This is a genomic window from Rhizobium sp. L9, assembly GCF_002531885.1.
Lineage (GTDB): Bacteria > Pseudomonadota > Alphaproteobacteria > Rhizobiales > Rhizobiaceae > Rhizobium.
On record NZ_NWSZ01000018.1, the window covers coordinates 38448 to 58850 of the forward strand.

Sequence of the window (20403 nt, forward strand, 5' to 3'; positions counted from 1 at the left end):
AATCCCTCGCCTCGAAGGCGTTCGTCTCGTCTTAAATTTGTCGGGAACCGCTTAAGCCGGTTCGAGCGCCATGACAAGGCTGGCATTCTGCCCGCCGAAGCCGAAGGAGTTGGAAAGAACGGCCGAAACCTGGGCTTCCCGCTTCTTGTTCGGCACGACATCAAGCACGATCGACGGATCGGGATTGGTGTAGTTGATCGTCGGCGGCAACGTGCCCGTCAGCATCGTCTGCAGCGAGAACACCGCTTCGACCGCACCCGCTGCCGTCAGCGTATGGCCGATCATCGATTTGTTCGACGAGACGGGAATGCCGACGAGTCGTTCGCCGAAGACAGCCGACATCGCGCCATATTCCATCTTGTCGTTTTCGGGCGTCGAGGTGCCGTGCGCATTGATGTAGCCGATGCCGCTCTCGTCGATGCCGGCGTCGGCAAGGGCCGCGCGGATCGTTGAGATAGCCGGTCCGCCATCGGGCGAGGAGCGAGTGCGGTGGAAGCTATCGGCCTTGTCGCCGGCGCCCTTCATGATTCCGAGCACCCTGGCACCGCGGGCGACCGCCGCTTCCAGCGATTCCAGGACCAGCGTCGCCGCACCCTCGGCGATGACGAAGCCGTCGCGGTCCTTGCTGAACGGCTTGGAGGCCTTGGTCGGCGGATCGTTCTGCGTCGAAAGAGCCGACAGAAGCGAGAAGCGGATCAGCGCTTCGGCGCTGAGCGACCCATCGGTCGCAACCGTCAAAGCGCGATCGGTGCGCCCCTGACGAATCGCCTCGATGCCGAGCTGGATCGCGGTGACGCCGGAAGCGCAGGCCGTCGACAGCGTCACGGGAAGGCCGCGCGTGCCGAACCGGTCGGCCAGACGCTCGGAAATCGCACCGAACAGCGCCGCCTCGTGGAAGGCCGGGTCGGGCCGCTGGCGCAGCGCCGTCAGGAAGCGCTCATAGGCGTCGCCTGGATGGTCGGCGGCCGGCGAACGGTCTGCAAGTTCGAAGCGGGCGCTCCATTCCGGCTCGATCGGCGGCGCGGCAAGGAACAGCGGACCGTTGAAATCGCCTGAAAGACCCGCGTCGGCAAATGCTTCGATGGTGGTCTCGCGGGCAAAGGCATAGGAACGCTCGACGGCGTTCGGCACCGGAATTTCGATGAAATCGACTGTGCCGGCGATGCGTGTCGACAGGCCTTCGGTCGGAAAGCGGTTGATTGCGTGGATACCAGAGGTGCCCGAGGAAAGGGCCGCCCAGTTGTCCTTCAGGCCCTGGCCGAGCGAGGTGATGATGCCCATGCCGGTCACTGCGACGATCGGTCGGCCGAGATGATCTCTGTAAGCGGAAGCTGTCATATCTCTCTCCTCACGCCTCTGCGGAAAGAACGGCGACGCCCTCGCCGCGCTGATGTCCGACCGTAGTTACGACGGCCGCCTTCGTTCCCGCCTTCATCGGCGCTTCATGGGCGGCGTCGAAGGGCGGAACCTTGGCCTCGGCATCGATTGCAAGGGCTGCGAGCGCCAGCCCTAGCGGGAATTGCGCTTCGATCGTGTGACCGGAAACGCCGCCGAAGCCGCGGATCGCCGCACCCGGAAGCTGATGTTCCAGCACCGCCTTTTCGCGGGCGGCGATCTCGTGCATGCCGGTCGAACCGGAGAAGATCGCCATGCTCTCTGCCGGCAGCTCGGCGGCAGGCTTCAGCAGGCGTTCCATCCGCACTTCGAAATTGCCGGCAGCGCGGTTGCCGCGATCGCCTTCAACGGCGCTGATCGTCGCATAGATGTGCGCGCCGCGCTCTTCCGCGTGCTTGCGCGATTCCAGCACCAGGAAAGCGCCGGCCGAACCGGTGATCATGCCGCCGCCCTCGAGGTCCGAGCGCGACCAGAGCGGCGCCCATTCGCCGCGCGTATGCGCGCCGATCGCTTCAGTGAGCAGGATCATGTCCGGACGCTCGGCAGCAAAGGCGCCGCCGACCAGCGCATGGGTGGATTCGCCGGAGCGAATGCGCCAGAACGCCGTCTCGACGGCGGAAACACCCGACGCTTCTTCGCCCATGAAGGTCCGCGAGGAGCCGGTGACCTTGTGAACGATGGAGATATTGCCGGCAAGCAGATTGGAAAGCTGCGCCAGGAACAGCGTCGGCCTCAGCTCCGTTGTCAGCTTCTCATTGAGCAGCAGTTCGCGGTCGTTGCGCTTCAAGCCCTCGTCGACGATCAGCGTGTCGACGTTGATGTCGCGCTCGCCGCCGCCGGCCGCTACGATCATGTCCATCGTGCCGCAGGCCTCGATATTGTCCTTGAATCCAGCATCGTCGAGCGCAAGACCCGCGGCGAAGACGCCGATGCGCTGCCAGTTTTCCATCTGGCGCTGGTCTCCGCGCTTGGCAATCTGCTGCGACCAGTCGATCTCAGGCAGCGGATGCACCGGATAGGGTTTGAATTTCTCTGTCTCGACGATCGCCCTCGGCGTGCTGTCGGCCGAAAGCAGCGCGACATGCGCCTCCTTGCCGACGCCCTGACAGGTAACGATACCGACGCCTGAAATGACGACGTCGTTTGCGGCCTTGCTCATCCAACCACTCCCTGCGCTGCGATCGCTTCGAGAAGCCCGACCTCGCCGGCGCGTTTTTTCACGATATCGCCGAGCGGAACTTCGCTGAAGGGCATGGTGCGCAGTTTCAGCTGCGCATCGCAGACCTTCTTGCCGCCGCTGGTGATCTTGGCTTTGGTGACCGCAAAACCCGACCCGTCATGCTCCAACACCGCCTCGATATCGAGCACGGCTTCCGGCTCGACGAAGGTGCGCATCTTGGCGCCGTCGACCGACATCAGGAAGGGCATTGCGGCAAAGTCGGTGGCGGCAAGCACCAGCATGCCGGAGGCCTGCGCCATGGTTTCGATCAGGAGCACGCCGGGAACGAGCGGCATACCGGGAAAATGGCCTTCGAAGACGGGGCTCTTGGCCGGCACGACGGATCGCGCCGTCAGCGTAGCCTTCTTCAGGTCCACCGCTTCGACGCGGTCAATCATCTGGAAGTATTCCAGCAGCATTCGGATCCTCCGGCCCGGAAGGCCAAATCCGCCCGCCGGTGACGCCTAATTAGGAACGAAACCGCCCGGCCGCCATAGTCAGGGCGGCAGGGCGTTCGAAAAAGACTGATGTGTCGCTCAGGCCTTGGCCGCTTTGAGCTCGTCGATCTTGGCACAGAGGTTCTTCAGCACGAAATATTCTTCGGTGGAAACCTTGCCTTCGTTGACCTCCTGCGTCCACTTTTCGAGCGGAATCTTGATGCCGAATTCCTTGTCGATCGCAAAGACGATATCGAGGAAATCGAGGCTGTCGATACCGAGGTCGTCGATCGTATGGCTCTCCGGCGTGATCGTGGCGCGATCGATCTCGCTGGTTTCTGCAATAATGTCGGCAACTTTATCGAATGTAGCGGTCACGCGCTGTACCTCATGAAATGACGATTTAAACCCCCTCATAGGCAAATCTCTTTCAAAAGCCAATGCTTTCGTCCGGGCGTCGCGGCAATTTGACAATAAGGTGTTGCCTAAACAGCAATGGAACGCCGGCGAGTGCTGGCGCCGAAAACAGGATGCGGCTGTCCAACATCCGCACCGGTCTTTGATCTGAATCAAATTATGCGCGCCGGCATTTGATAATCATCAAGCTGGGCTGGAAGGAATTGCGATCGCGTTCCAGCATGTCCGGCTATTTGAAGGATCGCGACGATCGACGTTGCCAGCATTGAGATTTTTGAAACAGGCACGACCGTTGCAGTCCTTCCCGCCAGGCGCGGCACGGCGTCGTCTGCGGTCCGACGCCGAATTCAGGTTCACGCGCTGATCCGGGATCAACGCGTGATGACGACGCGGGTATTGGCAAGACCTGCCTGCCGCGCCAGTGAGAAGAACTCGGCCGCATTGTCGGGATGCAAGCGAACGCAGCCATGCGAGGCCGGTGTGCCGAGACGCTTCAGATCGAAGGTGGCATGAACGGCGTAACCGCCGTTGAAAAATACAGCATACGGCATCGGCGCATTGTCGTATTTGCGCGAACGGTGATCGCGCGATAGCCATTTGGCGCTCCAGGAGCCGGTGGGCGTGACATAACCATTGCGCGCGGTCGAAACCTTCCAGCGATATTTGACAAAGCCGTCCTCGGTGACGGTCATGGTCTGTTTGCCGATGCTGATATTGGCAACCAGCGTTGCTGCTTCAGCGGCAACCGGAGAAAACTGCAGCAATAAGCTTACCGCCGCGGCGGCAAAAATCGTCTTCATGATAATCCCTCTTCGCACCCGCGCATTTGATTGCGCCCTCACGCCAGAGAGACTACGACGATACCTGATTATATAGCTTTAACCCGAATGGTAATCACAATTCTAACAGGGCAATGATGGATTTGAGCGCCGCAGGACGGCCGCTCCGCCTCACTGAAGCTTGCGCGCCGCCGGCCTCTGCTTGAGCTGCTGATAGGCCTTGTTCATCCTTTCGCGGATGGAGGCCATGGTGCCGAGATTATGGCCGCAAGCCGCGCAGCTTATGATATCCGTCTCCCGGATCTCCGGACGCTCGAATTTCATCTTGGTGCTTTTGCACTTCGGGCACGGTAGTTCAATCTGAACTGTCATCGCTCTGCTTCCGGTCTGATGGATATGAGGCGTTTCGCATAACCGTTTGGGACGGGACTGTCCACTGGGGCGTGAGCTCTACCGCAAGCCCCTCACAGAAAGCACAAAAACAATCCGAACGTCACGCTGGCAAGCACCATGCAGCTCGCCTGATACACTGAGACCCCGTCTTCGATGTCGCCGGATGTCGCGACATCGCGTCCGGGATTGTTGATCATCGGCTCGGTAACGAGCACACCGCCATAGATGCGCGGTCCTGCGAGCTGGACATTCAGCGCACCAGCCATTGCCGCTTCCGGCCGGCCGGAATTCGGCGAACGGTGCAAGCCGCCGTCGCGCATAGCCACCCGGATCGCCTCGCGGCAGGCGCTGGTGCCGCGCCGGATCCAGGCGCCTGCAGCAATCAGCAGGATCGAAAGGCGCGCGGCCGGCCAGTTGGCGAGATCGTCGAGCCGAGCGGCCGCCCAGCCGAAATCGATATATTTTTCCGATCTATGGCCGATCATCGAGTCCGCCGTGTTCAGCATCTTGTAAGCGAAAAGCCCTGGCAGGCCGAAGATAGCATACCAAATCGCCGGCGCGACGACGCCATCGGAGAAGTTCTCGGCAAGGCTTTCGATCGCAGCACGGCAAACGGCCGGCTCATCCAGCGTCTCTGGATCGCGCCCGACAATGCGGGAGACGGCGGCCCGCCCACCGGCAAGCCCCTCCTCGCGCAGGGCGACGGCAACGGCAGTGACATGGTCGGCAAGGCTCTTCTGCGCCAGAAAGATCGCCACCAGTCCGGTCTCCAGCAGGATGCCGCCGAGGCCGAACAGCGCGAAAAACCGGTTGAACACGAAGCCGGCCGCCACGGCGAGCAGCAGCAACGCCAGGATGGCGGCAACGCCGTTCATCCGCCGTTGATGCCCCGTAAGGCTTGAAGGATTGAGCTGCTGGTCGGCATAGGAGATCACCGCTCCGAACATCGCGACAGGATGCGGCACGCGCGACCAGAGCCATTGCGGATCGCCGACGATCCGGTCGAGCAGCAGCGCCAGAAGCAGCACGAGAAGGTTTAGGTCGATCGTCATCACTCAAATCTCTGAAGGACTTCGCCAAGCCGCCGGTCCGCCGCCGGATCGGGCGCCAGCCCGAAACGCAGCCATCCGGGCGCATAGTCGAACTTGCGGACGAGAATATGATGCCGGCAGAGATGCGTGTAAATGTCGCTCGCCCTGGCATCGTCGACAAGGGCAAACAACCCTGTTCCCCCTGCAATCCGGAGCCCGACCCCGCCCAGCACCGCACGAAGCCCGGCGCTGCGTTCATCGATAAGCCGGCGGATGAAAGAAACGTCCGAACGCAGCAGCGAGCCTGCTATCGAAAGCGCCGGCCCCGAAACCGCCCAGGGTCCGAGCCACTCCTCGAAACGCTTGAGAATGTCGTCACGTGCAATCACAAAACCGAGCCGCAGGCCAGCGAGCCCAAAAAACTTGCCGAAGGAGCGAAAGATCACCAGGTTTGAGAGCCTCTGCGCGACGCCCGCAAGACTCAGCGCTGGATCGGTATCGCCGAACGCCTCGTCAACAACGAGAAGCCCATTGACCGCCTTCATCCTCTCGTGCAGTCCGATCAGCGTCTCGTTCGGCCATGTCAGCCCATCGGGATTGTTCGGATTGACGACGACGGCAAGCCGATGCTCCGTTCCGATCGCAGCGACATCATCGACGGTGTCGACCGCAAAACCGGCCGAAATAAAGGCGCGCGCATACTCGCCGTAGGTCGGCGCCACGACGGCGACCCTGGCGCCCTCCCCCTTTGTCAGCAACCGCGGCAGAAGCTGGATCACCGATTGCGTTCCGGGCACCGGCAGCGGCAGGATCTGGCCGCTCCCGTAGTAATCGCGCGCCGCCCGCCTTGCCTCATCGACCAGATAACTGTCCGGCAGGCGGTGCCAGGCCCTTGTCGGGATATCTGGCAGGGCAGCCGGGCACGGGTTGATCCCGGTGGAAAGGTCGAGCCAGTCCTCCGGCCTGCCGCCAAATGCGGCAGCAGCGGCAGTAACTCCGCCACCATGGACGATCGGCGCGCTCACGCGGCAATCCCGGCGAGATCGATCAGATGCATGTAGGAACCCGCAACCTGCCCGCGCCGGAGCCCCGCCCGGCCGAGATCGGTTCCGATCGCATCCCGGACCTGAAACAGCCGCTCGCCCTCGCCTTCGGAAATGAGGCTGGAATAGTGGAACTCATGCGCCGTCATCGCCCGCTGAAAGATTGCACCGTCGAGCGGCATGACGTGACGATAACCGAGATGGCGTTTGCGCGCGGCATAGCTGGTGACGACGGGCAGCAGGCCGAGCATCTCGTGACGCTTGCCCTCTGCGTCAATCAGCCCTTCGCCGAGCACCATGTAGCCGCCGCACTCGCCATAGATCCGGATGCCGCGCGCCGCCGCATCGAGGAGGGCGACGCGGAAATTGGGCGCTTGGGAGAGCGTTCCGGCATGCAGCTCGGGATAACCCCCGGGCAGATAGATCGCATCGGCGTCGGCAGCAGGCGCCTCGTCGGCAAGCGGCGAGAAGAAGGAAATCGAAGCCCCCCGCCGCCGCCAGCCAAGCAGCATATGTTCATAGGAAAAGGCGAAAGCGATATCGCGGGCCACTGCAATGCGACTGCCGAGCGGCGGCAGACGATCGATATTGGCAGCCGACGGTCGGTTGAGGCCCTGCCTCGCGATGCGCAGCAGAAACTCGAAATTGCATTCCTCGGAGACGGCATCCGCCGCATGCTCGATGAAACCTTCGAGGCTCGGATGTTCACAGGCCTGAACAAGGCCGAGATGGCGATCCGGCAAGGCAAGCGCCTTGTCGCCGCCGATCACGGCGATCACGGGCATCCGGATCGCCTCGAGCGCCTGACGCAGCATCGCCTCGTGCCGTTCGCTGCCGACCTTGTTGAGGATGACGCCGGCAACGCGGACATCGGCGCGGAAACCGGCAAAACCCGCCACCAGCGGCGCTATCGATTGCGACATGCGCGAAGCGTCGACGACCAGCACCACGGAGAGGCCGAGCTGGGCGGCCAGATCCGCTGCCGTCCCTTTGCCGTCGGCCGCCCCATCGAACAGTCCCATCATCGCTTCGACGACGAGAATGCGGTCGCCGGAGCGATGCAGCGTCGCATTGGCCGAGATCAGCTCTGGCCGCATCGCCCAAGGGTCGAAGTTCAGGCAAGGCGTGCCGCTTGCCGCCGCATGGAAGGCGGGATCGATATAGTCGGGGCCGGCCTTGCCCGGCGCGACCGCGATGCCGCGCCGGCGAAGCGCCCTCAGGAGCCCAAGCGTCACCGTCGTCTTGCCGGCACCGGAGGAAGGAGCTGCGATCAGGAGGCCGCTCATGCCCGCACCTGGCCGGACTGGCGGAACGGATCAGGCTGCAAGCGTCGTCCGGCGAGAGCGCCGACCCAGTCGAGCGAGGCCCGCAGCCGCACCACCTCGCCGACGACGACCACCGCCGGCGGCTCGAGACCGGAGGCGGTCACAGCCTCGGTCGCCTGCCCGAGCGTCGTCTCCAGTACCTGCTGCGCGCCGGTCGCCGCATTGCAGACGAAAGCTACAGCCTCGGACGGCGAGCGGCCCGACGCAATGAGATTGGCGCTGATCTGGGCGATATGCTTCATCGCCATATACATGACGATCACGGGCGAACCCTTGCCGATCGCTTCCCAGTCGATTCTGTCGGGCACGATGCCGGAGGAATCATGGCCGGTGAGAAACGTCACCGCATGATTGATCTCGCGATGGGTCACCGGAATGCCGGCATAGGCAAGCCCGCCGATACCGGCGGTGATCCCCGGCACAATGCGGAAAGGGATATTGTGCTCGACCAGCGTCAGCGCCTCCTCCCCGCCGCGCCCGAAGACGAAGGGATCGCCACCCTTCAGCCGCAGCACACGCTTGCCGGTGTGCGCCAGTTCCACCAGGCGCAACGAAATATCCCGCTGCTTGGCCGAGGGTTTGCCGCCGCGTTTGCCGGCATATTCGAGTTCTGCGCCGGGGTGCGCGAGCCTCAGACAGTCCTCATTGACCAACGCATCATGGACGATCACATCGGCCTCGGCGAGCCCCTTGGCGGCCAGGAGCGTCAGCAGACCCGGATCACCCGGACCGGCCCCGACGAGCCAGACGCTGCCCGGCTCCAACGCCGGCAAATGGGAGAAAGCGCTATTCGACATTTTGTTGATCTAGGCCCAGCGAGGGCCAAGGTCAACGCCGCCCGCGCCACCTCACTGGAAGTTGCTGAGATGACGATGACTCACTTTGCAAACAAGCTGATTCAATATCGCAAGAAAGCGACACAACAGTGTGGATATATTATAATATACCCCAACGAGACCGCCCGCTGCACCGACTGCTGACAAAGTCGTCCAACTCCTCTTCGTCATGGTCGGCCTTGCCCCGAGTATCTGTGGCGGCCGCAGCAGACCCTCGACACAAGACCGAGGGTGACGCCAAAAAAGCAAGTCGAAAGTTGGCGCCTGCTGCAATCAGCCTTCAAGGCCCTCAGCCACGAAGCAGCGTATCGCGGATCAGCTTTAGGACCTTTTCCGACTCGATCCCTGTGGTGACGATTTGGCTCGGCCGATCATCCCAATCGCCGGGCGGGAAGCGGCGGCCATCCGGCTTGACGATCGTCTGGCCGTCGGCAATGCCGCCGCAGACGACGCGCACCGCGCCCGATATCGACGAGAACAGTTCCGGCGCCACGACGTAGACTGCGGCGCAGCTGTCATGCACCATCATGCCGTCCTCGACCGCATGCTTGTAGAAGTCGATATAGGACTGCGAGAGTGCATCGAGCAGTTTCACGGCACCATCTCCCTCGGCCGCCATCCTGCCGAGATAGCTGCGGCTCATGGTGGTGATCGAGGTGACGTCGAGGCCGATGACTGCGACCTTCCACGGCGCTGTCATGACAATATCAGCGGCCTCGGGATCGCCGTGAATATTGGCCTCGGCGACCGGCGAGACATTGCCGGGAACATAGAAGTTGCCACCCATGATGACGACGTCCTTGACCAGGGTCGCAATCTCGGGATCCTCCTTCAGCGCCATCGCCAGATTGGTCATCCGTCCGACCGCGACCAGACACACCTCGCCAGGATTGGCACGCACAGTGTCGATGATGAAGCGGTGAGCCGGGCGCGGATCGAGCGGCAGGTCGATCGCTGCGGGCACCTCGATATCGCCGAGGCCGTTGTCGCCATGCACCATGGAGGGCCATTCCCGCTCGGCGCGCGAGGCATCGATGGTGACGCTGGCGCCTTTGGCGACCGGCGCGGGAATATTCCACTCACGCTTGAGGAAGAGCGCATTGCGCGTCGTCGTCTCCACCGATGCATTGCCAAAGACCGTGGTGATGCCGATCAGATCGATTTCGGGATGGCGATGCAGGAAGAGAAGCGCCATGGCGTCGTCAACGCCCGGGTCAGTGTCATAAATGACCTTGTGCATAATATATCCTCTAACTGTGAATCGCGAGCCTGCCGGTTGGCGCCGCGAATTGCCGCCACCATAGCGACCGTCAGGCTTTCTGCAACCCGCCTCGGGCGACTGCCGCCGTCGCCTGCGCCGACTTGATTTTGCCAAGCACCAGTTCGGCATCGTCGCCGATCGCAGCAAGCGCCGCCGATTCCGCAACACCATGGCAGCCGACGCGAGCAAAGACGACGGCCGATGGATTTCTGAGCCGCGGCGTTTCCCGCTCCAGTCGCGGAGCGTCGAAGAATAGAGCCGGCACGGCAAACTGCCTGGCGACTGCCAAGATTGCCGCCTCCTGCCGGCGGCTGTCGATGGAAGCAATGGCGGCGAGCTCATCCGCGCTGATCCCGACCGCCTCAAGCGCCGCGACGGCGAGCGCCAACACCTCCGCAGCCGGCGTCCCGCGCTCGCAGCCAAGACCGAGCACATGACGCCGTGACGGATTGAAAGATATGTCGCTCATGGAAGCAGCCGAATGTGCCGTTGCTGTGTCCTTGCAGCCATTGCAGCTTGGAGAGGGAAATGCAACAAGACCGGCTGAAAACCCTTCTGGAATAGCATCTTGCCTGACATTGCCCTCCATCTGCCTCTGCTGCTCTGCGCGGCTGCCTTCTTTGCCGGTTTCGTCGATGCAATTGCCGGCGGCGGCGGTCTCATCACCGTTCCCGCCATGTTGATCGCCGGCATCCCGCCGCTGCAGACGCTCGGAACCAACAAGGTGCAATCGATCTTCGGCGCAGCTTCCGCGACGCTCGCCTATGCCCGCAAGGGCCATGTGGAGCTTTCCGAACAGCTGCCGATGGCGCTGATGGCCCTCATGGGCGGGGCACTCGGCGCCGCTCTTGCCACGATCGTACCAGGCCAGTTGCTTCAAGCGATCATGCCTGTGCTGCTGCTGGCAATCGCGATCTTCTTTGCCGTCAAACCGAACCTCAACGATCTCGACAGACACCGCCTCATCACGCCCTTCGCCTTCGGCCTGACGCTGGTGCCGGCCATCGGCTTCTACGACGGCGTCTTCGGCCCCGGCACCGGCTCTTTCTTCATGCTCGCCTTCGTCACCCTCGCCGGCTTCGGCGTGCTGAAGGCGACGGCCCACACCAAACTTTTGAACTTCGGCTCGAATTTCGGTGCGCTGATCGTCTTCGCAAGCTTCGGCGCGATCCTCTGGAAGATCGGCCTGCTGATGGGCGTCTGCCAATTCCTCGGCGCACAAGTGGGCTCACGGCTTGCCATGCGCATCGGCGCAAAGCTGATCAAGCCGCTGCTCGTGATCGTCTGCGTCGCTTTGGCGGTTAAGCTGCTCGCCGATCCGGCAAATCCGCTGCGGGTCTGGCTCGGCCTCTAAAGCGCTCTCAGAACTCCACCCCCGGCTGTCCTTTGATGCCGGAGCGGAAGGGGTGTTTGACGAGTTCCATCTCCGTCACCAGATCGGCGATCTCGATCAGCTCTTCCTTGGCGTTGCGCCCTGTCAGCACGACATGCGTCATGGCGGGTTTCTCATTCTTCAGGAAGGCGACGACATCGTTGATGTCGAGATAATCGTAGCGCAGCGCGATGTTGACCTCGTCGAGCAGCACCATGCAATTGCGTTCGTCGCGGATCAGCTCCTTGGCCTTTTCCCAGGCCGCCGAGGCGGCGGCAATGTCGCGGGCCCGGTCCTGCGTTTCCCAGGTGAAGCCCTCGCCCATCGTGTGGAACTGGCAGAGATCGGAAAAATGCTTCTCGATCAGGTCGCGCTCGCCGGTCCACATCGCGCCCTTGATGAACTGCACGACGGCCGACGGCTTGCCGTGGGCGATGTGGCGGAAGATCATGCCGAAGGCGGCTGACGACTTGCCCTTGCCCTTGCCGGTATGGACGATGATCAAGCCCTTGCCGTCCGTCTTGGTCGCCATGATCTTGTCGCGCGCAGCCTTCTTCTTCGCCATCTTCTCGGCGTGGCGCGCATCATCCTTGGCCGCTTCGTTTTCCAGGATCTCGTCGCTCATCAGTGCACCTCATTCAGTTGCGTGGCTGCCAGGTCGAACCGGGCCGAATTGCTGCGCGGCGTCCAGAGCCCGCGATCGATCGCTTCGCGCAGCCGCTCTCGCATCTCGTCGAATGCCGCCGGGTTCTTCTCGATCATGAAGCCACGTACGCCTGGATCGGCGACGAAGGCCCGAAAGACCGCCTCGAAATGATGCGCGCCGACCGCGCCCGTCGTCGCCGCGAAGGCGAAGAGATAATCGACGGTGGCGGCGATCTCGGCCGCTCCCTTGTAGCCATGGCGCATGACGCCCGTTATCCATTTCGGATTGACCACGCGCCCGCGCACGACGCGGCCGATTTCCTCTTCGAGCGCGCGGATCACCGGTCGTTCGGGCCTGGAATGATCGTTATGATAGATTGCGGGGCGTTTACCGGCGAGTTCCTCGGCCGCCGCCGCCATGCCGCCTTCGAACTGATAGTAGTCGTCACTGTCGAGCAGGTCATGCTCGCGATTGTCCTGGTTCTGAATGACGGCTTGCACAGAGCGCAACCGCTCCTCGAAAAGGCCGCGTTCGGCCCTGCCTTCCTCGCCGGCGCCATAGGCATAACTTCCCCACACGAGATAGGCCTCGGCAAGATCGGCACGCCGCTCCCAGCCCTTTTCATCGATCAGTGCCTGCAATCCCGCGCCATAGGCGCCCGGTTTCGAGCCGAAGATGCGATAGCCCGCCCGCTTCGCCGCCGTCTTCTCATCGAGCCCAGCCGCAGCGAGCCGCGCGGTCTCGCCGCGCATTCGCCCGGCAATCGGATTATCCGCCGCGTCCTCTTCGAGCGCGCCGACAGCGCGGATCGCCTTGTCGAACAGCGCGATCTGCTCGGGGAAGGCGTCGCGGAAGAAACCGGATATGCGCAGCGTCACGTCAACCCGCGGTCGCCGCAGCAGAGCCGGCGGAATGATTTCGTAGCCGGTGACGCGCCGTGAGGCCATGTCCCAGACCGGCTTGACGCCGATCAGCGCTAAGGCCTGAGCAATATCATCGCCGCCGGTGCGCATGTTGGACGTGCCCCAGGCTGTCAGCCCGAAGGAGACAGGCCATTCGCCGTGATCCTGCACGTATCGGCGGATCAGCAGTTCCGCGGATTTCTTGCCGAGTTCGTAAGCAGCCGGTGTCGGCACCGCCCGGCTGTCGACAGAGTAGAAATTCCGCCCGGTTGGCAAAACATCCGGCCGTCCGCGCGTCGGCGCACCGGATGGGCCGGGCGGCACGAAACGGCCGTCGAGGCCCCGGAGCAGGCTGGCGATCTCGGCCGGACCACAGGCAAGGATGGATGGCTTGAGACGCGCTTCGATTTCGTCCAGCACGGCTCTGGTTTGGACCCAGAGGGTTGGGCACGCCATTTCACCGGAAACGAGCTTGGCGGCGAGCAGTTCAATGCGCTCGACGGTGTCACCGTTACTGCGCCAGGGGGCGTCGAGGATATCTGCGAGGACAGCCGGACGCGGGCCAGCCCAAAGAGCCGCCATATCGCAATCGAGTGGGTCGAACGGACGCTGAAGCGCGCGACTCCCCTTCTCCCCGGCGGGGAGAAGGTGGCCCGAAGGGTCGGATGAGGGGACCGCAGACTCCGCCTCGCTTGCGCTCAGCCGCTCGCTCCTACCGTCGCTCGCCCCCTCATCTGTCCTGACGGACATCTTCTCCCCGCTGGGGAGAAGGGGGAAACTCAACCCAGCATCCCCCGCAATCGCCCGCTGCAAACTCGCATCGCCACCCTCTCCCAGCCCGCGCGGTACCCGCGCCAGCGCTACGGTGAGATCCGTCAGCAACCGCCCCTCCGGCGACACGCCGAAGACATGCAGCCCATCACGGATCTGCATCTCCTTCAGATCGCAAAGATAGGCGTCGAGCTTCTTAAGCGCCTCACCTTCGCTCTCGCCTTTCGCAATCCCCGCATCCCGATCCAGCCCGATATCGGTGACGAGATCGAGGATCTGGCGGCTGAGCAGCCGAATGCGGCGGGGATCGCCGCCCGAAGCTTCGTAATATTCATCGACCAGCGCCTCCAGATCCTTGAGCGGCCCATAGCTCTCGGCCCGCGTCAAAGGCGGCGTCAGGTGATCGATGACGACTGCGGCGGTGCGGCGCTTGGCCTGGGTGCCCTCGCCCGGATCATTGACGATAAAGGGATAAAGATGCGGCAGCGGTCCAAGGATCGCTTCCGGGTAGCACGTCTCCGACAGCGCCAGCGCCTTACCCGGCAGCCATTCAAGATTGCCATGCTTGCCCATGTGAATGACGGCATCGACGCCATATTCGCGCCGCAGGAAAGCATAGAACGCGATATAGCCATGCGGCGGTACGAGATCCGGCGAATGGTAGCTGTCCTTTGGATCGATATTGTAGCCGCGCGCCGGCTGGATGCCGATCAGGACACCGCCGAAGCGGGCGAAAGGCAGGGCGAAGACGCCATCGCGAAAATAGGGATCGTTCTCTGGCTCGCCCCAGCGGGCCGTCACCTCCTCTTGAATCTTTTTGGGAAGCGATTCCAGGAAATCTTTGTAGCGACTGAGCGAAAGGGCCTCGCGGATAAGCCGGCCGTCATGTCCCGAATTGGTCGGCCCCTCCATCAGATGCTGGATCAGCGCGTCACCATCGGCCGGAAGATCGGCGACTGGATAACCCGCGGCCGCCATTGCCCGAAGCACCTCGATGCTGCCGGCCGGCGTGTCGAGCCCGACGCCGTTGCCGAGCCGGCCGTCGCGGTTTGGATAATTGGCCATCACGAGAGCGATGCGCCTCCTATTGGCTGGCGTCCCGCGCAGCCGCGCCCAGTTGGCGGCCAGTTCCGCCGTGTAGCGCACCCGACCGGCATCGGGCATGCTGGCGACGATGTTCGCCTCGACAACAGCGTCGTAACGCGCCGCCGTCTTGAAGGACACCGCCCGCGCCAATATTCGCCCATCGACTTCAGGCAGCGCCACATTCATGCCGAGGTCGCGCGCCGACAGACCCTGCGACGAAGCCACCCAGGCCTCCCTCGACGAAGCCGACAGGATTGCCTGCAGCACGATGGCGCCATCCGCCTCCAGCACCGTCGGTTGCCGGTCCGCGCCCGGTGCGGAGACCGCAAAGCCCGTTGTGTTGATGACGACATCCGGTTTCAACGCCGAAAACACGCTCTCGAGAACGCCTGTCGAAACGGGATCCTTTAGGCTGTAGGCAAAGACCGGCAGCGGCCGCAGGCCAAGCGCGGCCAGGGCCTCGATCAGCGCCTCGACCGGCCCGGTCTCGCCGCTCTGGACCAGGGCACGGTAGAAGCTGATGGCGACGATGGGGGACGTGGGTTCGAATTCCACCTCTTCTGTCGAGCTTGGTGTCCCACGCTTGACGGACGACGTTGGCGCGACATGCGAACCGACGACCCGCCGCCACTCCTCGACCCCGATCGCCCCTCGCCCCGGCCACCAGATGCCCGCCTTCATCAGCGGCACTGCCGGCGCCGGCTTCTCCGCCCCTGACAGCATCGCCGAAGCATAGGCGAGAAAATCCCGCGCATTGGTGTCGCCGCCTTCGATCAGGTAGGCCCACAGCCCGTTGAGATCGTCGAGGTCAACATTGGAGAAAGGAACCAGCCCGGCATCCGGCTTGGCATCGCCAGGCAATACCGCAATTTTCACGCCATTGCGGGCAGCAACGGCGTGCAGCGCCTCCAGCGCATAATGGAAATAGCTGGCGCCGCCGAGCGCACGCACGACGATCAACTTGGCGTGCCGGGCCGTTCGCTCGACATAGGTATCGACCGACATTGGATGCTTGAGGCTCATCAGATTCGCGAGCCTCAGCGAATGCGGCATCCCTTCACACTCGTGATAGGCGGCAGCAATCGCGGCGAGTTCGGTGTCGGCAGCCGAAAGAAACAGGATATCGCCGGGCGACTGGCCGAGGTCGATCGCCTCCTCGCCGTCGCTGATCGTTCCCTTCTGGGCAAGAAGCAGATGCATCGATTATCCTTGAACGAGCGCTTCGATCGCCTTGCGTACCGCGTCCTCGTTCATTTCATGCAAGCCGATGACGACGAGGCGCGTGCGGCGCGCCTCGCCCGCTGCCCAGGCGCGGTCGAAATACTGGTCGATGCGGCTGCCGACGGCCTGCAGTTGCAGGCGCATGGGCTTGCCCAAGACGTCGATGAAGCCTTTGAGGCGCAGCACATCATGCTCGGCGATGATGCCCTTCAGCTTCTCGACAAAGCCCGTCGGATCGGAAACAGCGCCGAGTTCGACAACGAAGCTTTCGAATTCGTCGTGGTCGTGTGGCGCCCCCTCCTCGTGCTCCAGCTCGTGATGGGACTTGCGGTTGGCGATATCGTCTTCCGTGCCGATGCCGAGGCCGAGCAGCACGCCTGCCGGCACCTCGCCATTCCTGGCTTCGATCATGACCGGCTTGCGGGCAATGCGGGAGGCGACTTCGCTCTTCACGCGGTCAAGGCCATCGCCATCGATCAGGTCGGTCTTGTTGAGCACGATGAGATCGGCGCATGTGAGCTGGTCTTCGAACAGCTCCTCGATCGGGCTCTCATGATCGAGCGAGTCGTCCTCGCTGCGCGCCGCCTCGACTGCATCATGGTCGTCGGCGAAACGGCCGGCGGCAACGGCCGCACTGTCGACGACCGTAATGACGCCGTCGACGGTCACCTGGGTGCGAATATCGGGCCACTTGAAGGCGGCGACCAGCGGCTGCGGCAGGGCGAGGCCGGAGGTTTCGATGACGATATGGTCGGGCCGCTGTTCGCGCTCCAGGAGCTTCGTCATCGTTGGAATGAAATCGTCGGCGACGGTGCAGCAGATGCAGCCATTGGTGAGCTCGATAATGTCGTCCTCGCTGCAATTCTCCGCGCCGCAGCCCTTCAGGACCTCGCCATCGACACCGAGATCGCCGAACTCGTTGATGATAAGCGCAATCTTTTTGCCGCCGGCATTGGTGAGCAGGTTGCGGATCATCGTCGTCTTGCCGGCGCCGAGGAAGCCGGTGATGACGGTTGCGGGGATTTTCTGCTGGTTCATGGAACTTCAACCCTTCATTTTCAGCGGCAGACCGGCCGCGATGAAATAGACCTCGTCGGCCTTCGCCGCGATTATTTGGTGCAGCCGTCCGGCATGATCGCGAAAATCGCGCGCCATGCGATTGTCAGGCACGATCCCGAGACCAACCTCGTTGGAAACGAAGACGAGTTGCGCCTTGGCGCCGGGGAGGAAATCGGCGAGCGCGGCAAATTCCACAGCCATCTCGCGCTCCGCCATCATCAGGTTGGTCACCCAGAGCGTCAGGCAATCGACAAGCACAATGCGTCCCTCGCCATCGATGGCGGCAAGCACGCCGAAAAGATCGAGCGGCTCCTCATGCGTCATCCAGGAAGGGCCGCGATCGGTCCTGTGCTGGGCAATACGCGTCTGCATCTCCTCGTCCCAGGCACGGCCGGTGGCGAGATAGTGGCGCTCGAGGCCGCTTGCCCTAACGAGATTTTCGGCGAAACGGGATTTGCCGGAGCGTGCCCCGCCGAGGATGAGCGTGGTGGTCATGCCCGAATATTCCTCTGAGGAGGCGTGCCGCTGCAGCTTGTTCTAGTTTTAACTCTATGAGCCACGGTAGCCAAAACTTTGCTTGAGAAAGCATAATTAATCACGGCGCGGACGCGCCGTGGCCGGGTTCCTGTGACAAGCACAGGAATGAGGGAGGAAAGGAAGGCGCGTAATACGCAGACATAACCTGAAGGCGACGAACCGGCACCTCTCATACGCACCACCAGAGGCGGCGTTGAATTCGTTCTTTCAGCCAAAACAACCTCCGTGCTGGCAGCGGGTCTCTTGCCCAGGTTTGGGCTGTTCGCCCGGCACGGAAGGCAGGTCTCCTGGCTCGCGGTTATCGGCGGCGATCGGGGGCGAACCGGAAGCCCGGTCGCCCCTGATCGTGCCAGCGGATCTGCCTCGCCTTCCCGGCTGCCTCGGTGAAAAGGTGGACGATTCGTAGAGATAGAGGCGTCCGACCCCGGTTGATCACCATGCATTTCCAGTGGCTTTTCCGGCATGTCGCCCATCCCGCCCGCCTGCACGATTGCGGTTAGGCCGGAAGGTTCGATGCCGGATGGAAGACCCTGACCGCTCTACAGTCGCGGGGTCGGCTGCGATGAAGGCGCCCGATGTGGGTCCGCCCCGTCACATTCCCTTTTCATCCGGAAGGCGAAATGCCGATCCGGAACCATCCGTTATTCCTCAGATGGTTAGGCAAGCTGGCGGGTGAAGTCAACCGACCTTCGCCACCACCTTCCCGCTGGACTGCGCGAAAGGCCGGCCAAGACCACTGACCCTACCGGAAATATCGTCTTTTATCAGCGGCTTACGTCATGAATATTCGACGTGTCCGTCGGCCTTTCGCCGCAATTGCGTTGCAAGGCGACTGCACCTCCGCCCTTGACCCGGCCTCTCCTCGCCTAGTTGTCTAGCCATGCTTATGAAATTGGATCGGCGCCGCCTGCGCGCGCTGCGTGTTTTCTTCGATCCGGGGCGACTGCGCGCCCTGACGCGCCGCAGCGAAGTCGGCCTCTCGCTGGCCGGTGCCATCGTCGGCATCGCCTCGGGGCTTGCCGTGACCGGCATGAGCTATGTCTCCAACCAGCTGCACCAGCTTGTTTTCGGCATCGCCGACAGCGAAAGGCTGAGCGCGTCGGTAATCCATGACAAGATGCTGCTGCTCACCGCCCCCGTCATCGGCGGCGCCCTGCTCGGCCTGCTGTTCCTGGTGCTCGCCAAACGGCGCAAGAAACCCATGGTCGACCCGATCGAGGCGAATGCTCTGCATGGCGGCCGCCTCTCCCTGACCGATAGCATCATCGTTGCCGTACAGAACCTGATCTCCAACGGCTTCGGCGCCTCCGTCGGCCTGGAGGCCGGCTATACCCAGCTCGCCGCCGGCATTGCCTCCAAATTCGGCCTGAAGCTGCAGCTGCGCCGCTCGGACCTGCGCATCCTCGTCGGTTGCGGCGCGGCCGGCGCCATTGCCGCCGCCTTCAACGCGCCGCTGACGGGCGCCTTCTACGCCTTCGAGCTGATCATCGGCACCTACACCATCGTATCGCTAACCCCGGTAGTGGTCTCCGCCCTCGTTTCGACCCTCATCGCAAGGTTGCTTGCCGAGGGCGATTTCACCATCGATATCGGCAGCTTCGGCTCGGTCGTGCCGGCCGATTATATCCCGGCGCTGCTGCTCGGCGTCTTCTGCGCCGGCGTTGGCATTCTCCTCATGCAGGGCGTGGCCTTCATCGAGGAGGTGGCGCGCAAAAGCTCGATCGCTCCGCCCTTTCGGCCGGCGCTCGGCGGCATCATCGTCGGGCTTCTCGCGATGATCTCGCCGCAGGTGCTTTCGGCCGGCCACGGGGCGCTGCATCTCAACTTGTCCCGCGACGTGGCGATCCCGGCGCTGATCGGTCTCTTTCTCCTGAAATCGCTGGCTTCGGCAATCTCGATCGGTTCTGGCTTCAGGGGTGGTCTGTTCTTCGCCTCGCTGTTCATGGGCGCCCTGCTGGGCAAGCTCTTTGCTTATTGCGGCCCCTATTTTGCTGATGCGACATTAACGCCGGTCATTTATGCTGTGGTCGGGATGAGTTCCCTGGCGGTCGCCGTCATTGGCGGGCCGCTGACGATGACCTTTCTGGCGCTCGAAATCACCGGCGATTTCCCGATCACGGCACTTGTTCTTGCGGCCGTCATCACCTCCTCGCTCGTCGTGCGCTCGACCTTCGGCTACTCCTTCGCCACATGGCGTTTCCATCTGCGCGGCGAGAGCATCCGCAGCGCCCACGACGTCGGCTGGATCCGCAATCTCACCGTGAACAAGCTGATGCGCGCCGACGTGAAGACGGCAAGAGCCGATATCTCGCTGGAAGACTTCAAGAGGGCCTTCCCGATCGGCTCGACCCAGCGCGTCATTCTCGTCGACGAGAACGACAAATATGCTGGCCTCGTACTGGTCCCGGAGATCTACGCTAACCCGACCGACGCTCAGGACGAGGGCCAGACGCTTGCCGATTTCATCCGCTATCGCAATGATTTCCTGCAGCCGCAGATGAATGCCAAACAGGCGGCGGCGATCTTCGACAAGAACGAAAGCGAAGCGCTCGCCGTCGTCAACAATCTGATCGAGCGCAAGGTCGTGGGACAGCTCAGCGAAAGCCACACGCTGCGCCGCTACAGCGAAGAACTCGACCGGCGCCGCCGCGAGGTGTCGGGCGAGATCTGAGC

Annotated in this window: 18 protein-coding genes and 1 riboswitch; of the genes, 2 read left to right on the plus strand and 16 right to left on the minus strand. The window is 62.9% G+C overall.

Features of this window, described 5'->3' with window-relative positions; translation table 11 throughout:
- Positions 1 to 51 precede the first annotated feature (51 nt).
- From CO660_RS18605 to CO660_RS18660, 12 genes are all read right to left on the minus strand, one after another.
- On the minus strand, positions 52 to 1338 hold the full coding sequence (locus CO660_RS18605) for a beta-ketoacyl-ACP synthase (RefSeq protein WP_097599972.1): 1287 nt from the start codon (positions 1336 to 1338) through the stop codon (positions 52 to 54).
- Positions 1339 to 1348: 10 nt separating this feature from the next.
- Positions 1349 to 2554, minus strand: coding sequence for a beta-ketoacyl-ACP synthase (locus CO660_RS18610; protein WP_097599973.1), 1206 nt, complete (start codon positions 2552 to 2554; stop codon positions 1349 to 1351).
- Positions 2551 to 3033, minus strand: coding sequence for a 3-hydroxyacyl-ACP dehydratase FabZ family protein (locus tag CO660_RS18615; protein WP_097599974.1), 483 nt, complete (start codon positions 3031 to 3033; stop codon positions 2551 to 2553). Before CO660_RS18615 ends, CO660_RS18610 begins: the two co-directional genes overlap by 4 nt.
- 117 nt (positions 3034 to 3150) lie before the next feature.
- Positions 3151 to 3429, minus strand: a complete 279-nt coding sequence (locus tag CO660_RS18620; protein WP_003540486.1) for an acyl carrier protein — start codon at positions 3427 to 3429, stop codon at positions 3151 to 3153.
- A gap of 410 nt (positions 3430 to 3839) precedes the next feature.
- Positions 3840 to 4268, minus strand: a complete 429-nt coding sequence (locus CO660_RS18625) for a L,D-transpeptidase (protein WP_085778472.1) — start codon at positions 4266 to 4268, stop codon at positions 3840 to 3842.
- 150 nt (positions 4269 to 4418) lie between these two features.
- Entirely contained in the window at positions 4419 to 4619 is a 201-nt protein-coding gene (locus tag CO660_RS18630) for a hypothetical protein (protein WP_085778473.1), read from the minus strand.
- A gap of 92 nt (positions 4620 to 4711) precedes the next feature.
- Positions 4712 to 5692 (minus strand): adenosylcobinamide-phosphate synthase CbiB, encoded by a 981-nt coding sequence (gene cbiB / locus CO660_RS18635; RefSeq protein ID WP_097599975.1) that lies wholly within the window; start codon positions 5690 to 5692, stop codon positions 4712 to 4714.
- On the minus strand, positions 5692 to 6696 hold the full coding sequence (gene cobD, locus CO660_RS18640) for a threonine-phosphate decarboxylase CobD (protein WP_097599976.1): 1005 nt from the start codon (positions 6694 to 6696) through the stop codon (positions 5692 to 5694). The genes cbiB and cobD overlap by 1 nt, the downstream gene beginning before the upstream one ends.
- Positions 6693 to 8000 (minus strand): cobyrinate a,c-diamide synthase, encoded by a 1308-nt coding sequence (locus CO660_RS18645; protein ID WP_097599977.1) that lies wholly within the window; start codon positions 7998 to 8000, stop codon positions 6693 to 6695. The genes cobD and CO660_RS18645 overlap by 4 nt, the downstream gene beginning before the upstream one ends.
- Positions 7997 to 8836 carry a uroporphyrinogen-III C-methyltransferase gene (gene cobA, locus CO660_RS18650; RefSeq protein WP_097599978.1) on the minus strand — a complete coding sequence of 280 codons (840 nt, stop codon included), beginning with the start codon at positions 8834 to 8836 and terminating at the stop codon, positions 7997 to 7999. Before cobA ends, CO660_RS18645 begins: the two co-directional genes overlap by 4 nt.
- Before the next feature lie 328 nt (positions 8837 to 9164).
- A complete protein-coding gene (locus tag CO660_RS18655; protein ID WP_097599979.1) occupies positions 9165 to 10115 on the minus strand; it encodes a nucleoside hydrolase in 951 nt (316 codons plus the stop codon).
- Positions 10116 to 10185: 70 nt separating this feature from the next.
- Positions 10186 to 10605, minus strand: coding sequence for a cobalamin biosynthesis protein (locus tag CO660_RS18660; protein ID WP_097599980.1), 420 nt, complete (start codon positions 10603 to 10605; stop codon positions 10186 to 10188).
- 99 nt (positions 10606 to 10704) lie between these two features.
- Here CO660_RS18660 and CO660_RS18665 point away from each other — a divergent pair, with 99 nt between their 5' ends.
- On the plus strand, positions 10705 to 11490 hold the full coding sequence (locus tag CO660_RS18665; protein WP_097599981.1) for a TSUP family transporter: 786 nt from the start codon (positions 10705 to 10707) through the stop codon (positions 11488 to 11490).
- Positions 11491 to 11497: 7 nt separating this feature from the next.
- Here CO660_RS18665 and cobO read toward each other — a convergent pair whose 3' ends face one another.
- The 4 genes from cobO to cobU are packed head-to-tail and all read right to left on the minus strand — an operon-like array spanning position 11498 to position 17688.
- Positions 11498 to 12133: a cob(I)yrinic acid a,c-diamide adenosyltransferase gene (cobO, locus tag CO660_RS18670; protein WP_097599982.1), complete on the minus strand. Its 636-nt coding sequence runs from the start codon at positions 12131 to 12133 to the stop codon at positions 11498 to 11500.
- Positions 12133 to 16113, minus strand: a complete 3981-nt coding sequence (gene cobN / locus CO660_RS18675) for a cobaltochelatase subunit CobN (protein WP_097599983.1) — start codon at positions 16111 to 16113, stop codon at positions 12133 to 12135. Before cobN ends, cobO begins: the two co-directional genes overlap by 1 nt.
- A gap of 3 nt (positions 16114 to 16116) precedes the next feature.
- The gene (gene cobW / locus CO660_RS18680) at positions 16117 to 17172 is read right to left on the minus strand and encodes a cobalamin biosynthesis protein CobW (RefSeq protein WP_097599984.1); all 1056 of its coding nucleotides are present in this window, start codon (positions 17170 to 17172) and stop codon (positions 16117 to 16119) included.
- A gap of 6 nt (positions 17173 to 17178) precedes the next feature.
- A complete protein-coding gene (gene cobU, locus CO660_RS18685; RefSeq protein ID WP_097599985.1) occupies positions 17179 to 17688 on the minus strand; it encodes a bifunctional adenosylcobinamide kinase/adenosylcobinamide-phosphate guanylyltransferase in 510 nt (169 codons plus the stop codon).
- Between the two features lie 301 nt (positions 17689 to 17989).
- A riboswitch (cobalamin riboswitch) is annotated at positions 17990 to 18384 on the minus strand.
- Positions 18385 to 18610: 226 nt separating this feature from the next.
- Here cobU and CO660_RS18690 point away from each other — a divergent pair.
- On the plus strand, positions 18611 to 20401 hold the full coding sequence (locus CO660_RS18690) for a chloride channel protein (protein ID WP_097599986.1): 1791 nt from the start codon (positions 18611 to 18613) through the stop codon (positions 20399 to 20401).
- Positions 20402 to 20403: the final 2 nt, after the last annotated feature.

What these genes read in the sequence shown, in the direction of transcription:
- CO660_RS18605 (WP_097599972.1), bottom strand. Translation starts at nt 1,338, where the DNA reads ATGACAGCTTCCGCTTACAGAGATCATCTCGGCCGACCGATCGTCGCA.
- CO660_RS18610 (WP_097599973.1), bottom strand. Translation starts at nt 2,554, where the DNA reads ATGAGCAAGGCCGCAAACGACGTCGTCATTTCAGGCGTCGGTATCGTT.
- CO660_RS18615 (WP_097599974.1), bottom strand. Translation starts at nt 3,033, where the DNA reads ATGCTGCTGGAATACTTCCAGATGATTGACCGCGTCGAAGCGGTGGAC.
- CO660_RS18625 (WP_085778472.1), bottom strand. Translation starts at nt 4,268, where the DNA reads ATGAAGACGATTTTTGCCGCCGCGGCGGTAAGCTTATTGCTGCAGTTT.
- CO660_RS18630 (WP_085778473.1), bottom strand. Translation starts at nt 4,619, where the DNA reads ATGACAGTTCAGATTGAACTACCGTGCCCGAAGTGCAAAAGCACCAAG.
- cbiB (WP_097599975.1), bottom strand. Translation starts at nt 5,692, where the DNA reads ATGACGATCGACCTAAACCTTCTCGTGCTGCTTCTGGCGCTGCTGCTC.
- CO660_RS18645 (WP_097599977.1), bottom strand. Translation starts at nt 8,000, where the DNA reads ATGAGCGGCCTCCTGATCGCAGCTCCTTCCTCCGGTGCCGGCAAGACG.
- cobA (WP_097599978.1), bottom strand. Translation starts at nt 8,836, where the DNA reads ATGTCGAATAGCGCTTTCTCCCATTTGCCGGCGTTGGAGCCGGGCAGC.
- CO660_RS18655 (WP_097599979.1), bottom strand. Translation starts at nt 10,115, where the DNA reads ATGCACAAGGTCATTTATGACACTGACCCGGGCGTTGACGACGCCATG.
- CO660_RS18660 (WP_097599980.1), bottom strand. Translation starts at nt 10,605, where the DNA reads ATGAGCGACATATCTTTCAATCCGTCACGGCGTCATGTGCTCGGTCTT.
- cobO (WP_097599982.1), bottom strand. Translation starts at nt 12,133, where the DNA reads ATGAGCGACGAGATCCTGGAAAACGAAGCGGCCAAGGATGATGCGCGC.
- cobN (WP_097599983.1), bottom strand. Translation starts at nt 16,113, where the DNA reads ATGCATCTGCTTCTTGCCCAGAAGGGAACGATCAGCGACGGCGAGGAG.
- cobW (WP_097599984.1), bottom strand. Translation starts at nt 17,172, where the DNA reads ATGAACCAGCAGAAAATCCCCGCAACCGTCATCACCGGCTTCCTCGGC.
- cobU (WP_097599985.1), bottom strand. Translation starts at nt 17,688, where the DNA reads ATGACCACCACGCTCATCCTCGGCGGGGCACGCTCCGGCAAATCCCGT.
- CO660_RS18690 (WP_097599986.1), top strand. Translation starts at nt 18,611, where the DNA reads ATGCTTATGAAATTGGATCGGCGCCGCCTGCGCGCGCTGCGTGTTTTC.